This is a genomic window from Actinomadura sp. SCN-SB (assembly GCF_043906805.1).
In the GTDB taxonomy this organism is placed as follows: domain Bacteria; phylum Actinomycetota; class Actinomycetes; order Streptosporangiales; family Streptosporangiaceae; genus Spirillospora.
This window is the reverse complement of sequence record NZ_JBIMPP010000014.1, coordinates 109948-124571: the sequence shown is the minus strand read 5'-3', so window position 1 is coordinate 124571 and position 14624 is coordinate 109948. Positions and strand designations below refer to the sequence as shown.

12 protein-coding genes are annotated in these 14624 nt (G+C 74.1%); all 12 read right to left on the bottom strand.

Annotation, left to right across the window (positions count from 1 at the left end):
* Positions 1–7 precede the first annotated feature (7 nt).
* Complete coding sequence (locus ACGWYJ_RS12325) at positions 8–550, bottom strand: cell division protein SepF (protein WP_395106038.1); 543 nt, start codon at positions 548–550, stop codon at positions 8–10.
* 106 nt (positions 551–656) lie between these two features.
* A complete protein-coding gene (locus tag ACGWYJ_RS12320; RefSeq protein ID WP_395106037.1) occupies positions 657–1430 on the bottom strand; it encodes a YggS family pyridoxal phosphate-dependent enzyme in 774 nt (257 codons plus the stop codon).
* Positions 1427–2200, bottom strand: coding sequence for a peptidoglycan editing factor PgeF (gene pgeF, locus ACGWYJ_RS12315; RefSeq protein WP_395106036.1), 774 nt, complete (start codon positions 2198–2200; stop codon positions 1427–1429). The genes ACGWYJ_RS12320 and pgeF overlap by 4 nt, the downstream gene beginning before the upstream one ends.
* 7 nt (positions 2201–2207) lie before the next feature.
* Positions 2208–3707: a cell division protein FtsZ gene (ftsZ, locus tag ACGWYJ_RS12310; protein ID WP_395106035.1), complete on the bottom strand. Its 1500-nt coding sequence runs from the start codon at positions 3705–3707 to the stop codon at positions 2208–2210.
* A 474-nt stretch (positions 3708–4181) separates the two neighbouring features.
* Positions 4182–4922, bottom strand: a complete 741-nt coding sequence (locus ACGWYJ_RS12305) for a cell division protein FtsQ/DivIB (protein WP_395106034.1) — start codon at positions 4920–4922, stop codon at positions 4182–4184.
* A 112-nt stretch (positions 4923–5034) separates the two neighbouring features.
* Entirely contained in the window at positions 5035–6471 is a 1437-nt protein-coding gene (murC, locus tag ACGWYJ_RS12300; RefSeq protein ID WP_395106033.1) for a UDP-N-acetylmuramate--L-alanine ligase, read from the bottom strand.
* Between the two features lie 76 nt (positions 6472–6547).
* Entirely contained in the window at positions 6548–7639 is a 1092-nt protein-coding gene (gene murG, locus ACGWYJ_RS12295; RefSeq protein WP_395106032.1) for an undecaprenyldiphospho-muramoylpentapeptide beta-N-acetylglucosaminyltransferase, read from the bottom strand.
* 125 nt (positions 7640–7764) lie between these two features.
* The gene (gene ftsW, locus ACGWYJ_RS12290) at positions 7765–9063 is read right to left on the bottom strand and encodes a putative lipid II flippase FtsW (RefSeq protein ID WP_395106030.1); all 1299 of its coding nucleotides are present in this window, start codon (positions 9061–9063) and stop codon (positions 7765–7767) included.
* A 22-nt stretch (positions 9064–9085) separates the two neighbouring features.
* Entirely contained in the window at positions 9086–10516 is a 1431-nt protein-coding gene (gene murD / locus ACGWYJ_RS12285; protein WP_395106029.1) for a UDP-N-acetylmuramoyl-L-alanine--D-glutamate ligase, read from the bottom strand.
* Positions 10513–11574, bottom strand: a complete 1062-nt coding sequence (gene mraY / locus ACGWYJ_RS12280; RefSeq protein ID WP_395106028.1) for a phospho-N-acetylmuramoyl-pentapeptide-transferase — start codon at positions 11572–11574, stop codon at positions 10513–10515. Before mraY ends, murD begins: the two co-directional genes overlap by 4 nt.
* The gene (gene murF, locus ACGWYJ_RS12275) at positions 11571–13016 is read right to left on the bottom strand and encodes a UDP-N-acetylmuramoyl-tripeptide--D-alanyl-D-alanine ligase (protein WP_395106027.1); all 1446 of its coding nucleotides are present in this window, start codon (positions 13014–13016) and stop codon (positions 11571–11573) included. The genes mraY and murF overlap by 4 nt, the downstream gene beginning before the upstream one ends.
* Positions 13013–14623, bottom strand: a complete 1611-nt coding sequence (locus ACGWYJ_RS12270) for a UDP-N-acetylmuramoyl-L-alanyl-D-glutamate--2,6-diaminopimelate ligase (protein ID WP_395106056.1) — start codon at positions 14621–14623, stop codon at positions 13013–13015. The genes murF and ACGWYJ_RS12270 overlap by 4 nt, the downstream gene beginning before the upstream one ends.
* Position 14624: the final 1 nt, after the last annotated feature.

Genomic DNA, 14624 nt, shown 5'->3' with positions numbered 1-14624 from the left:
GTCGCAGTCAGCTTTGGTTGAAGAACCCTCGTTCCGCCATCCGGGCCTTGTCCTCCGCCGTCACCTCCACGTTGACGGGTGACAACAGGAACACCTTGTTCGTAACACGCTCGATGCTTCCGTGCAGGCCGAACACAAGACCTGCCGCGAAGTCGACGAGCCTCTTGGCGTCGCTGTCGACCATCTCGGTCAGATTCATGATCACCGGTGTTCCCTCACGGAAGTGCTCCCCGATGGTCCTCGCCTCGTTGTAGGTCCTTGGGTGCAGCGTAGTGATACGAGCGAGATCAGTGGTACCGGACTCGTAGAGCGCTACGGAGCGTCGCTCCGGCGACGACGGAACGTGATGGTCCCGTTCGCGGTCCGCGGCCTCGTCGGCTCGGGTAAGCTGACCGCCGGATTCGTCCTCACGGAGGCGGCCCTGCCGGCCCTGCGCGGGCTCGGTCTCGTCGTCGTAGACGTCGTACTCGTCGTAGTCGTACTTGTCGTCGTAGCGGTCGTCCTCCACAAGGCCGAGGTAGACCGCCATCTTGCGCATCGCGCTGGCCATTTGCCCCTCCGTCGTCCTGTGGCCGCGGCACCCGGCGCCTCGGCACCGCCGTCGGACTGCTCCGTCAGTGGGCACCGCCGTTTCGGCAGGTACCACTGGGGGGACATTACCTGACGATTGCCCGCCTGCCGCCGAGCAACGCCGTACCGACCCGCAGGTGTGTCGCACCGCATGCGATCGCGGCCTCCAGATCACCGCTCATTCCGGCCGAAAGCACCCGGGCGCCGGGATGCGCGGCCCGCACCTCGGCGGCGACCTCCGCGAGCCGCCGGAAGGCCGGGAGCGGGTCGGCGCCCAGCGGCGCGACCGCCATCACCCCGTCCATGACCAGGCCGTCCGCCGCGGCGACCGTGCCGGCGAGCGCCACCGCGTCCTCGGGCGGCACCCCGCCGCGCTCGTGCCGCCCCGGGCCCGGCCCGTCCAGCGAGACCTGGATCAGGCAGCGCAGCGTACGGCCGGCCCGCACGGCCGCCGACGACAGCGCCCGCACCAGCCGTGGGCGGTCCACCGACTGGACGACATCGGCGTAGGAGGCCACCGACCGGACCTTGTTGGTCTGCAACTGCCCGACGAAGTGCCAGGTGAGCGGGAGGTCGGCGGTGGCCGCCGCCTTGGGCGCGGCCTCCTGGTCGCGGTTCTCGCCGACGTCCGTCACCCCGAGGCTCGCGAGCAGCCGCACGTCCGAGGCGGGGAAGGTCTTGGTGACGGCGATCAGCGTGATCTCCGCGGGATCCCGGCCGGCGTCCGCGCAGGCCGCGTCGATCCGCCGTCGGACGCTCGCGAGGTTGGCCGCGAGCTCCGCGCGCCGCTCGTCCTCGTCCGGCGTCCGATCCGGCGTCCCGGCCGGTGCCGGCGCCCCGCCCGGTGGCGCGTCGCTCATCCGGCGTCGCCCGCGAGCCAGACATAACCGGCGAAGCGGCCGGTGCGGCCGTCCCGGCGGTACGAGAAGAGGCCGGGGGTCTCCAGGGTGCACCTGGGGTCGGTCCGGACGTCCGTGACGCCCTCACCGGCGAGCTGGGCGGCGATCCCGGCCCTGATGTCGAGCGCGGGGGTGCCCGCGCGGGTGGTGGCGCGGGCCGCGGGCACCACGGCGGCGACCTCGTCCCGCATCGCCTCGGGCACCTCGTAGCACTCGCCGCACACCGCCGGGCCGATCGCGGCGCGGATCCTGGACGGGTCGGCGCCCCGTTCCACCATGCTCCTGACCAGCGCCGGGACGACGCCCGCCGCGGTTCCGGGACGTCCGGAGTGCGCGGCGCCGACCACCCTCGCCACGGGATCGGCCAGCAGCACCGGCGCGCAGTCCGCGACCAGCACCGCGAGCGCCAGCCCCGGCACGGTGGTCACGAGGGCGTCCACCTCGGGGGTGCCGGCGGGCACGTCGTCCACGACGCGCACGTCCGCGCCATGCACCTGGCGCATCCAGACGGTACGGCCGGGCGGCAGGCCGAGGGCGGTCTCGACGCGCGCGCGGTTCTCCCGCACGGCCTCGGGGTCGTCGCCGACCGCCCCGCCGAGATTGAGCGAGTCGAACGGTGCCGCGCTCACCCCGCCGGATCGTGAGGTGAACGCGGCGCCGACGCCGTCGGCCAGAGCGACGCCCGACAGCCCAAGGGACGTGCCGTCGTGCTGGGGGGTGTGTGTCGTCACGTGCGGGTCACTTGAGGTAGTCGGGGCCCTTGAGGAACTCCGGGACGTCGAGGTCGTCGTCCTCGTCGAACACCACCGGGCGGCGGCGCTGTCCCGGCACGGCCGAGCCGCTCTCGGACTCGCCGGCGTGCACGCGGGTGGCGGACTGCTCGGGGGCGCGCGGCGCGGGCGGCCGGGCGGCCTCGTCCTGCCGGGAGGACTGCGCGGACCCGGAGGAGGCGGAGTCGTCCCGGGCGGCCGGAGCGTCGCCCTCGTCGCCGGACGCGTCGCCGGACGACGCCTCGCCGGACTTCGGTCGCTCGGGGGCGGCCGGGGGCTGCGGCGGACCCGGCGCCGGCGGCGCGGACGAGGAGGAGGGCGACGACGAGGCGGCCTGGCTCGGCGCCGCGGCGGCCTGCGCGATCGACTGGTGCGGCCGGCCCCCGGCGGGCTGCGAGCCCGACGAGCCGAACGACTCGGACCGGCCGACCTTGCTCGGGATCGGGTTCGCCGGCGCCGGGACGGGACGCGGCGGCGGGGGAAGGCGCTTGGTCTCGGGCTCCGGGGCGGGCCGGGCCGGGCGGCCCTCGTCGAAGCCCGCGGCGATCACGGTCACCCTGACCTCGTCGCCCAGCGCGTCGTCGATGACCGCGCCGAAGATGATGTTCGCGTCCGGTGCGGCCGCGTTGGACACCAGCTGCGCCGCCTCGTTGATCTCGAACAGGCCCAGGTCGGACCCGCCGGAGATGGACAGCAGCACGCCGTGCGCGCCGTCGATGCTGGCCTCCAGCAGCGGGCTGGAGATCGCCATCTCGGCGGCGGCCACCGAGCGGTCGTCGCCGCGCGCCGAGCCGATCCCCATCAGGGCCGAGCCGGCGCCGGACATCACGGACTTGACGTCGGCGAAGTCCAGGTTGATCAGTCCCGGGGTGGTGATCAGGTCGGTGATGCCCTGGACACCGGACAGCAGCACCTGGTCGGCGGCCTTGAAGGCGTCCAGCACGCTGACCTGGCGGTCGGAGATCGACAGCAGCCGGTCGTTGGGGATCACGATGAGGGTGTCGACCTCGTCGCGCAGCGTCTCGATGCCGGCCTCGGCCTGCATCGCGCGCCGCTTGCCCTCGAAGCTGAACGGGCGGGTGACCACGCCGATGGTCAGCGCGCCGAGGGAGCGTGCCACGTTGGCGACGACGGGCGCGCCGCCGGTGCCGGTGCCGCCGCCCTCGCCCGCGGTGACGAAGACCATGTCGGCGCCCTTGAGGACCTCCTCGATCTCCTCGCGGTGGTCCTCGGCGGCCTTGCGGCCCACGTCCGGGTTGGCCCCGGCGCCCAGGCCGCGGGTGAGCTCGCGGCCCACGTCGAGCTTCACGTCGGCGTCACTCATCAGCAGCGCCTGGGCGTCCGTGTTGATCGCGATGAACTCGACGCCCTTGAGTCCCTCCTCGATCATCCGGTTGACGGCGTTGACGCCGCCGCCGCCGATGCCGACGACCTTGATGACCGCGAGGTAGTTCTGCGGTGCTGCCACGACGAGGGGCCTTTCCGCTCGCTCTATCCGACCCGCCGGCCCGGCCTTGCGGCCATCGCCGTCGCGGTGTTCCTGACCTGTGTCCGAGTGTGCTGCGTGGTCCGTGTACGGGAGTGGATGATCGCCGCCATCCGCAACCCTCACCCTCAACTTGAGGCTTACAGTTATGTCAACCTGAGGACTGATACGGACAGTAGGGCGGGCTTACCTCCAGGGTCAACTAACCTCCCGCCTTCGGATCCGGCGTGTCGCACAGGGCACCAGATGCCCTGGTTGGCGAAGACCATCGACGTTTCACCTCCGACACTTCGGATCCGTTCCAGCGTGCCCCATCGCGCGCCGGGAATCGTCGCGACACACCACGGGGACGGAGTCTCAGTGCATTACCCGTCCACCTGTGCCGCACACGTCCCGAATGCATCGGTTCGATCACCGATGACCCGTGCCACCCGTCCCCGGTCCCGTGTCGTACGGTCACCGTGTCGTGACGACCTCGGGCGCGCTGACGTCGATGGTACGGGCGGCGCGGCCCGCCGCCGTCTTCCGCAGGGCGTCCACCAGCCGGACCTTCTCCTCCGCGCGCTCGTCCGACCCCCACACCACCGTGCGCCCGCCGCTCATGCGCAACGTCACCGACTCGGCCGAGGGCGCCTCCACGATGTCCACCTGGCGCCTCAGCCGCTCCGGCAGCGTGTGCACGACGCGCAGCGCCGCCAGCGTCGAGGCGTCCGTCGGGCCCGGCGCCGCCACCGACAGCGTCGGCAGCCCCGGCGGGCGGGACGGGCCGTCCGCGACCGCGACGCCGTGCCGGTCGAGCTGGTAGAAACGGCCGCCGCGCTCGACACCGACGATCGGGACGCGCTCGCGGATCACGATCCGGACGGTGGCGGGCCAGCGCCGCTCCACCCGCGCCGACTCCACCTCGCGCATCCGTTCCAGCCGGGACCGGGCGGAGCCGGTGCTCAGCCGGGCCATCGGCAGGCCGAGCCGGATCCCCGCGGTCGCCACGACCCGGTCGCGCGGCGCCAGCTTCGTGCCGGTCACCTCCACGGTCCGCACCACCAGCAGCCGGGACCCCAGCAGCACCCACGCGAGGGTGCCGAGCAGGCCCAGCACCAGCAGGACGGCGGACACGGCCTTCCAGCGGGCGGGGCGCCGGCCATGGGCGGCCCCGGCCCGGTCCGTCGGGCGCTCCCGGACACCGGCCTCGGCCATGACGCAAGCTTGGCAGCTTCCGGCGCCGGATCCGGGGAGCCCACGCCCGCGTCCCCCGAATCCGATCAGACCCGAATGTCCGGACCGCGGTCGCGGCCGGGCCGCCGCCGTCTCAGGACGACGCCGCCCGCAGCCCGGCCAGGATGCGCGGGCCGAGCTTGGTGACGTCGCCCGCGCCCAGCGTGATGACCACGTCGCCCGGCTCGGCCAGACGGACGACCGCGGCGGCCACCTCGTCCCACTCCGGGACGTACTCCCAGGTGGTGCCCTCGGGAATCCGCTCGGCGACCAGGCGTCCCGTCACACCGGGCTCCGGATCCTCGCGGGCTCCGTACACGTCCATCACCACGGCCACGTCCGCCAGCCCCAGCGCCGCGCCGAACTCGGCGGCGAAGAACCGGGTGCGGCTGTACAGGTGCGGCTGGAACACCGCGACGATCCGGCCCTCGCGGCCCGTGTCCCCCGCCGCCTTCTCGCGCACGTAGTCGCGGGTGGCGGACAGGTCGGCGGTCAGCTCGGTGGGGTGATGGGCGTAGCTGTCGAAGACCTCGACCCCGCCCGCCTCGCCCTTGGGCTCCAGGCGCCGCATGGCCCCGCGGAACTCCGCCAGCCCGTCCCGCACGGTGGCGAGGTCGAGGCCGAGCGCCCGCGCCACCGCGATCACCGCGGCGGCGTTGAGCGCGTTGTGCCGCCCCGGGACGCCCAGCGTGACCTCGCCCACGCCGTCGACCTCGAAGCGCGACCCGAGGCCCCGCGGCGTGAAGCCGGACACCCGCAGGTCGGCGCCCGCCGCCTCGCCGTAGGTGAGGACGGGCAGGCCCCGGTCGCGGGCGAGCACGGCCAGCTCCATCGCCACCTCGTCGTCGGCGCCGGCCACCAGCGTGCCGCCCGGCTCGACCCGCTCCACGAACCGGGCGAAGTTCTCCTTGACCCGCTCGAAGCCGCCGTAGTTGTCCAGATGGTCGGCCTCGACGTTGGTCACCACCGCGATGTGCGGCGTGTAGATGAGGAACGAGCCGTCGCTCTCGTCGGCCTCGGCCACGAAGACCTCGCCCGTCCCCTCGTCCGCGCCGAGCCCGGTGGTGACGAGCTGGCCGCCGATGCAGTAGGACGGGTCGGCGCCCGCGTGCTGCAGCGCCACGGTCAGCATCGAGGTCGTCGTGGTCTTGCCGTGCGTGCCCGCGACCGCGACGGCCCGGCGTCCCGCCATCAGCGCGGCCAGCGCCTCGGACCGGTGCAGCACCCGCAGCCCCCGCTCGCGGGCCGCGACCAGCTCGGGGTTGGAGTCGCGGATCGCGGTGGACACCACCACCGTGTCCGCGTCGCCGACGTGCGCGGCGTCATGCCCGACGAACACCTTGGCGCCCAGCTCGGCCAGATGCGCCAGCAGGTCGGAGTCGCGGGCGTCGCTGCCCGACACCGCGATGCCGCGCCTCAGCATGATCCGCGCGATGCCGGACATGCCGGCGCCGCCGATCGCGACGAAGTGGACCCTGCCCAGCTCCCCCGCGGGCACGACCTCGCCCTCGCCGGGTGTGATGAGACTCATCGCTCGCCCCTCGTCCCCTCGTGATCGGTGCCGCCCCCGCGCGGGTGGCGGGCCCGCCCAGCCCGCCACCGCCCTCTCATGCCCGGCCCGCCCCGCGGACCACCTCGTACACCATGCGGGCCAGGGCCGCGTCGGCGTCCCTGCGGCCCATCCGGCCGGCGGCCTCGGACATCTGCGCGACCCGCGCCGGGTCGGCCAGCGCGGGCAGCAGGTTGTTCACGATCCAGTCGGGGGTGAGATCGGCGTTGTCGACCAGCAGGCCGCCGCCCGCCGACACGATCGGCTCGGCGTTCAGCCGCTGCTCGCCGTTGCCGATCGGCAGCGGCACGTACGCGGCGGGCAGCGCCACCGCCGCCAGCTCGGCGCAGGTCATCGCGCCCGCACGGCACATGGCCATGTCGGCGGCGGCGTAGGCCAGGTCCATCCGGTCGCAGTACGGGATCGTCACGTACTGCGGGCCGCCCGACGCGGGCTCGGGGGCCTCGGTGTTCTTGGGGCCGACGATGTGCAGCACCTGGATGCCCGCCTGCCGGAACGCGGGCGCGGCGGCGACCGCGGCCTGGTTGAGCGAGCGCGCCCCCTGCGACCCGCCGAAGATCAGCAGCGTGGGGAGGTCGGGCAGCAGCCCGAAGTAGGAGCGGGCCTTGTCGCCCATCGCCAGCCGGTCCAGCGTGGCGATCTCCCGCCGCAGCGGGATGCCGACGAACCGGGCGTTGGGCAGCGGCGAGTCCGTGTGCGACACCGCCACGTGGTCGGTGAACCGGGCGCCGAGCTTGTTGGCCAGGCCCGGCTTGGGGTTGGCCTCGTGCACGATGATCGGCACCTTGCGCTTGCGCGCCGCCAGGTAGCCGGGGGTCGCGACGTAGCCGCCGAAGCCGACCAGGACGTCGGCCCGCGCCTGGTCCAGGACGGCGGCGGCGGCGTTGATGGCGCCGCGCAGCCGCCCGGGAACGGTCAGCAACTGGGGCGTCAGCGTGCGGGGCAGCGGCACGGGCGGGATCAGCGCGAGCTCGTACCCACGCTGCGGGACCAGCCGGGTCTCCAGGCCGCGCTCGGTGCCCAGGCAGGTGATCTGCACGTTCGGATCGTCGCGCCGCAGCGCGTCGGCCAGGGCCAGGGCGGGCTCGATGTGTCCGGCGGTGCCACCGCCGGCCAGGACAACCCTCATGCTCCTCGACAACTCCTCAGCGTGTTCGTCGTGGCGGTGCCGCGGGCCCGCCTCCCGCGCCGCGCCCGCCCCGCGGGCGGACGAGCGGTCGCCGGGCCGAACGGCACCCCCGGGGTCGGGGGGATTCAGCGCCGTGCCAGGCCCAGCCAGCTTAGAGCCCGCAGGACCGGTCCGGGACCCCGCGCGGCCAGAGCCTGCCGGGCCCCCGGCTCGCGTTTGGCGAACGCCAGCAGCATCCCCAGCGCGATCAAGGTCGGCACCAGCGCCGACCCCCCGTAGGAGACCAGCGGCAGCGGGATCCCCGTGATGGGGAGCACGCCGATGACCGCGCCGATGTTCACGATCGCCTGCACCACCAGCCACGCGGTGGCGCCGGCCGCGGCCAGCCGGGTGAACGGGTCCTTGACGCGCCTGGCGATCCGCAGGCCCGCGTAGGCCAGCAGCCCGAACAGGCTGAGCACCACGAGCGTACCGAGCAGCCCGAACTCCTCACCCACGATCGCGAAAATGAAATCGGTTTCCGCATGGGGCAGGAAGTCCCACTTGGCCCGCCCCTTGCCCAGGCCGGTGCCGAACCACCCGCCGGACGCGACCGCGTACAGGCCCTGCGTGCCCTGGTAGCGGGCGCCCAGCGGGTCGCCGGACTGGTCCAGGAAGCCCGCCAGCCGCTGCATCCGGTACGGCTCGACGACGATGAGGATCGCCACCAGCAGCGACACCAGGCCGGCCATGCCGACGAACAGCCGTCCCGGCGCGCCCACCACCCACAGCAGCCCCAGGAAGATCGTCAGCAGGATCAGCGTGGTGCCCAGGTCGCTGCCCAGCATGACCAGCAGCACCAGCAGCCCGGCGCCGGGCAGCAGCGGCACCAGCAGCGGCTTCCACTCGGTGAGCTGGCCCAGCCTCTCCTTGCGGGCCAGCAGGTCGGCGCCCCACAGCACCAGCGCCAGCTTGGCCGGCTCGGACGGCTGGATCTGGACGGGTCCCAGATCGATCCAGCGGGTCGCGCCGCCCGCGCTGCGTCCCAGGCCGGGAACCAGCACCAGCAGCAGCGCCACGATCGACAGCAGCAGCAGCGGGTAGGCCAGCGCCCGGAACGTCCGCACCGGCAGCCGCGAGGCCAGCCACATCCCGGGCAGCCCGATCGCCACCCACATCGCCTGCTTCTGGAACAGCGTGTACGCCGATCCGGTCGCCTGGATCTGGGTGACCAGGGATGCCGACAGCACCATCGTCAAGCCCAGCGCCAGCAGCATCACCGAGCAGCCCAGCACCAGGTAGTACGAGGTGAGGGGCTGGTCGAGCAGGCCCACCGCCGCGGCCACCTGCTCGCGCGGGCCCGACCGCCGCCCGGGACGCGGCTCCGGACGACCTCCGGCGCCGCCCGCCGGGGGTCGCTTCTCGGCCGGTATCGCGGTGTCCACGTTTCCCCCCCGCTCGCCGCCGTCAGCGGGCCTCGCCGCCGGGGACCGCCGGCTCCGCGCCGGGGAGGCGGCGGACGGACGCCATGAAGGCGTCGCCGCGCGCCGGGTAGTTGGCGAACATGTCGAAGGAGGCCCCCACGGGGGCGAGCAGCACGGTGTCGCCCGGACGGGCCAGGGCGGCGGCTTCGGTCACGACGCGGTCCATCGCCCCAGTGTCGGTGTCGGGCACGTCCACGACCGGAATATCGGGCGCGTGTCGCGCGAGAGCCTCCGCGATCCGCGCCCGGTCGCGGCCCATGAGCACCACGCCGCGCAGCCGCGGCGCGCACGACCGCACCAGGTCGTCCACCTCCAGGCCCTTCAGCAGCCCGCCCGCGATCCACACGATCGACTCGTAGGCGGCCAGGGACGCCGCCGCCGCGTGCGGCTGGGTGGCCTTGGAGTCGTTGATGTAGGTGACGCCGCCGATCTCCGCGACGTGCTGGATGCGGTGCGGGTCCGGGACGAACGCGCGCAGCCCGTCCCGCACCGCCTCGGGCGGCACGCCGTACGCGCGGGCCAGGGCCGCCGCCGCGAGCGCGTTGGCGACGTTGTGCGGCGCGAACGGCCGGACGTCGCCCAGCACGGCCAGCTCGGCGGCCTCGCGCGCCGGGTCGGCGACGAACGCCCGGTCGACCAGCAGGTCGTCCACCACGCCCAGCTGCCCCGGCGCGGGGACCCCCAAGGTGAACGCGGCCCTGGCCTGGGGGCGCGCCTTCTCCGCCAGCTCGGTGGAGATCGGGTCGTCGGCGTTGCAGACCGCGACCCCGGCACGCTCGAAGATCGTGGACTTGGCCGCGACGTAGGCGTCCATGGTGCCGTGCCAGTCCAGGTGGTCGGGCGCGACGTTCAGCACGGCGGCGGCGCGCGGCGCCGGGGAGCTCGACCAGTACAGCTGGTAGCTGGACAGCTCGACCGCGAGGACGTCGTGCTTCTCCAGGACTGCCTCGACGATGGGCGTCCCGACGTTGCCGACGGCCAGCGCGTCGTGCCCGGCCGCCTCCAGCATCCGGGCCAGCATCCGCACCACGGTGGTCTTGCCGTCCGTCCCCGTGATCGCCAGCCAGGGCGCCGACCCGGGGGCGCGCAGCCGCCACGCCAGCTCCACCTCGCCGTAGATCTCGACGCCCGCGGCCACGGCCGCGGCCGGCAGCGGCGCGTCGGGACGCCAGCCCGGCGACATCACCACCAGGTCGGTGCCCTCGGGAAGGGTGTCGCCGTCGCCCAGCCGCACCGCGACGCCCAGCGCCTCCAGCTCGGCGGCGTGGGCGCGCCGCTCCTCGTCGTCGCGCCCCTCGACGACCGTCACGCGGGCGCCCCGCGCGGCCAGGACGCGCGCCGCGGCCCGTCCCGACACCCCGATCCCGGCGACGCAGACGCCCCGCCCGTCCCACTCCCCCGTGTCCGGCGTCAACTCTTCGGCATCCATTCCAGGTAGAACAGGCCGAGGCCGATCGCGGTGAACAGCGCCGACATCAGCCAGAAGCGCACGACGATGGTGGTCTCCGCCCAGCCCGACAGCTCGAAGTGGTGCTGCAGCGGCGCCATCTTGAACACCCGTTTCTTGGTGAGCTTGAACCCGCCGACCTGGATCATCACCGACAGGGTGATCATCACGATCAGGCCGCACAGGATCGCCAGCAGGAACTGGGTGCGGGTGAGGATGGCCAGCCCGACCAGCACCCCGCCCAGCGCCAGGGAGCCGGTGTCCCCCATGAAGATCTTGGCGGGCGGCGCGTTCCACCACAGGAACCCGAACACCCCGCCCAGCACGGCCGCCGCCACCACCGCCAGGTCCAGCGGGTCGCGGACGCTGTAGCAGTTGGGCGCCAGCGCGAAGTCGTAGCAGCTGTTGCGCAGCTGCCAGTTACCGATGATCACGTACGCGGCCAGCACCATCGCGCACGGGCCCGCGGCCAGGCCGTCCAGCCCGTCGGTCAGGTTCACCCCGTTGGACATCGCCGCGATCAGCAGCAGCGCCCACACCACGAACAGGTACGGGCCGATCGGCGGGCCGAAGTCGCGCAGGAACGACAGGTACGGCCCCGCCGGGGTGATGTCGTACCCGTTGGGGAAGTTCAGCGACGCGACCGCGAACACGACCCCGACCAGGATGATCCCGATCATCTTGGCGCCGCTGCGCAGGCCCAGGCTGCGCTGCTTGAACACCTTGATGTAGTCGTCCACGAACCCGACCAGGCCCAGACCGGCCATCAGGAACAGCACCAGGCCGCCCGACACCGTCGGCGCGCTGCCGGTGAACAGGTGCGCGCCCGCGTACCCGGCCAGCGAGCCGGCGATGAACACCGCGCCGCCCATGGTGGGGGTGCCGCGCTTGCCGTGGTGCCCGGACGGCCCCTCCTCGCGGATCATCTGGCCGTAGCCCAGCCGGTTGACGATCCTGATCCACACCGGGGTCCCGACCATGCCGATGACCAGCGCGATCCCGGCCGCGATGATGATATTGGTCACGCCGGGTCACCCCCGGGGGAGGAGAGCGCGTCACCTGCGGAGGTGCGGCCTCCCACACCCCCCGCGGCCTCCAGCAGCCGCTCGGCGACCCGTTCCATCCCGGCGACGCGAGAGCCCTTCACCAGTACGACGTCCCGCGGCCGCAGCCGCTCGCTGAGCGCGGTCACCGCCGCGCCGACGTCCTCCACCTGTACGCACTCTCCCGTCCATGACGCCACCTGCGCGGCTCCTTCGGCCATCGGCGCGGCGTTCGCGCCGACGACGACGAGTCCCGCGATGCCGCTGCGCGCGACATGCTGCCCGATCTTGGCATGTTCCGCCACGGATCCGGGGCCCAGTTCGGCCATCTCGCCCAGCACCGCGTACGCGCGCCCGTCCCGCGCCATGTGCGCCACGACGTCCACCGCGGCCCGCATCGACTCGGGGTTGGCGTTGTAGGCGTCGTTGACGATCGTGACGCCGTCGGCCCGTTCGGTGACCTCCATCCGCCAGCGGCTGGCCGGGCGGGCGTCCGCGAGCGCCCCGGCGACCACCTCGACGGGCAGCCCCGCGGCCCGGCCCGCCGCGGCCGCCGCCAGCGCGTTGCCGACCGCGTGCGACCCGTGCAGCGCCAGCTCCACCGGCGCCGAGCCCTCCGGGGTCACCAGGGTGAAGCGGGGACGGCCCGCGCCGTCCAGCCGGTCGTCCACGGCCCGCACCGTCGCGGCGGGCGAGCGGCCGAAGGTGACGACCTCGCCCCGGGTCCGGGACGCCATCGCGGACACCAGCGGATCGTCGGCGTTCAGGATCGCCGTGCCGCCCTCCGGGACGGCCTCGGCGAGCTCGCCCTTGGCCTCGGCGATGCCCTCGCGGCTCCCGAACTCGCCGATGTGCGCCGAGCCCACGTTCAGCACCACGCCGACGCGCGGTGGAGCGATCCCGGTGAGGTAGGCGATGTGGCCGGCGCCCCGCGCGCCCATCTCCAGCACCAGGAAACGGGTCTCCTCGCCGGCGCGCAGCACCGTCAGCGGCAGCCCGATCTCGTTGTTGAACGAGCCCGGCGGCGCGATGGTCGGCCCGGCCCGCCGGACGACCTGCGCGATGAGGTCCTTGGTCGAGGTCTTGCCGGCCGAGCCCGTCACCGCGATCACGGTGACCCCGGGCAGCCGCTCCAGCACGCCGCGCGCCAGCAGGCCCAGCGCGCGCTGCACGTCCTCGACGACCACCGCGGGCCCGCCGACCGGCCGCTCGGCCAGCACCGCCGCCGCGCCGGCCTCGTACGCCGCCGCGGCGAAGTCGTGCCCGTCGGCCCGCTCTCCCCGGAACGCCGCGAACAGCGTCCCCGGCGCGGCCTCGCGGGAGTCGATGACCACGGGCCCGGAGACCACCGGGTCACGGCCGTCCGCGCCCGCCGGTGTGCCGCCCGTCAGCTCCGCGATCGTCGACAGCGGAAGTGGGATCACGCCTGCGTCCCGTCCCCTCTCACACGTCGTCTGGGCCGCCCGGTCCGTCCGGGGGGAGCCGCCGTCCCGGGGGCGCCGTGCCGGCGCAGCGCCTCCCTGACCACCTCGCGGTCGTCGAAGGGGAACACCTCGCCCGCCACGTACTGCCCCTGCTCATGGCCCTTGCCCGCCACGACGATCACGTCGCCGGGACGGGCCCGCCCGATCGCCAGATCGATCGCGGCGGCCCGGTCGGGCTCGACCACGACCCGCGCCCGCTCGGGACGCGGGACCTTGAGCACGCCCTCGACCATAGCGGCGAGGATCGCCAGGGGATCCTCCGACCTGGGGTTGTCGTCGGTGAAGAAGGCCAGGTCGGCCAGCCGGGCCGCCGCCTCCCCCATGAGCGGGCGCTTGCCGCGGTCGCGGTCGCCGCCGCAGCCGAGCACCACCATGAGCCGCCCCTCGGTGACCGGGCGCAACGCCGACAGCACCGCCTCCACCGCGCCCGGCTTGTGCGAGTAGTCCACCAGGGTCACGAAGTCCTGGCCCTCGTCCACCCGTTCCAGCCGTCCCGGGACTCCCGGCAGCGACGCCACGCCGTGCACCGCGGTCTGGAGCGGGATGCCCGCCTCCACCAGCGCCACGATCGCGGCCAGCGCGTTGGACACGTTGAACGGCCCGGCCAGCCGGACGGCCGCGTCCGCCTCGACGCCGCCGGGGCCGACCACCCGGAACACGCTGCCGTCCGCGCCGGTCCGCACGTCCTCGGCGTACCAGTCGGCGGCCGGGTCCCCGGTCCCGGAGTACGTCGTGAGCGGGATGGTGGCGATCTCCATCAGCTCGCGGCCGTAGTGGTCGTCCAGGTTCACCACGCCGGTACGGGTGTACTCGGGCGTGAACAGCCTCGCCTTCGCCGCGAAGTAGTCCTGCATGGTCGGGTGGTAGTCCAGGTGGTCCTGGGACAGGTTCGTGAAGATCGACACCTCGTAGCGGGCGCCGCCCACCCGGCCCTGCTCCAGCGCGTGGCTGGAGACCTCCATCGCCGCGGCCCCCACCCCGCGCTCCCGCATCATCGCGAAGATCGCGTGCAGGTCGGTGGCCTCCGGGGTGGTCAGCGAGCTGGGCAGCCTGGCGTCCTGGATCCGCATCTCCACGGTGCCGACCACGGCCGTCTCCACCCCGGCGGCGCGCAGCCCCGCCTCCAGCAGGTAGACGGTGGTGGTCTTGCCGCTGGTCCCGGTCACGCCGATCAGCGTCAGGTCGCGGACCGGCTCCCCGTACACCCAGGCGGCGGCGTCCCCCAGCACGGCCCGCGGATCGCGCACCACCAGCACCGGCAGCCCCGTCGCCGCGGCGCGGTGCCGCCCGGACGGGTCGGTGAGGATCGCGGCGGCGCCCGCGTCCACGGCCTGCCGGGCGAACTGGGCGCCGTGCGCGCGCGATCCCGGCAGCGCCACGTACAGGTCACCGGGCAGCACCGACCGCGAGTCGTGGGTGATGCCGGTCACCGACACCCCGTCCAGGGCCTCCGTCCGGGGCCCGATCCGGGGCCCCGTCAGCGTCTCGGCGCCGAGCAGGGCGGCGAGCCCCGTGAGCGGGCGGGCCGGGTTGGTCGTCGGGCGCATG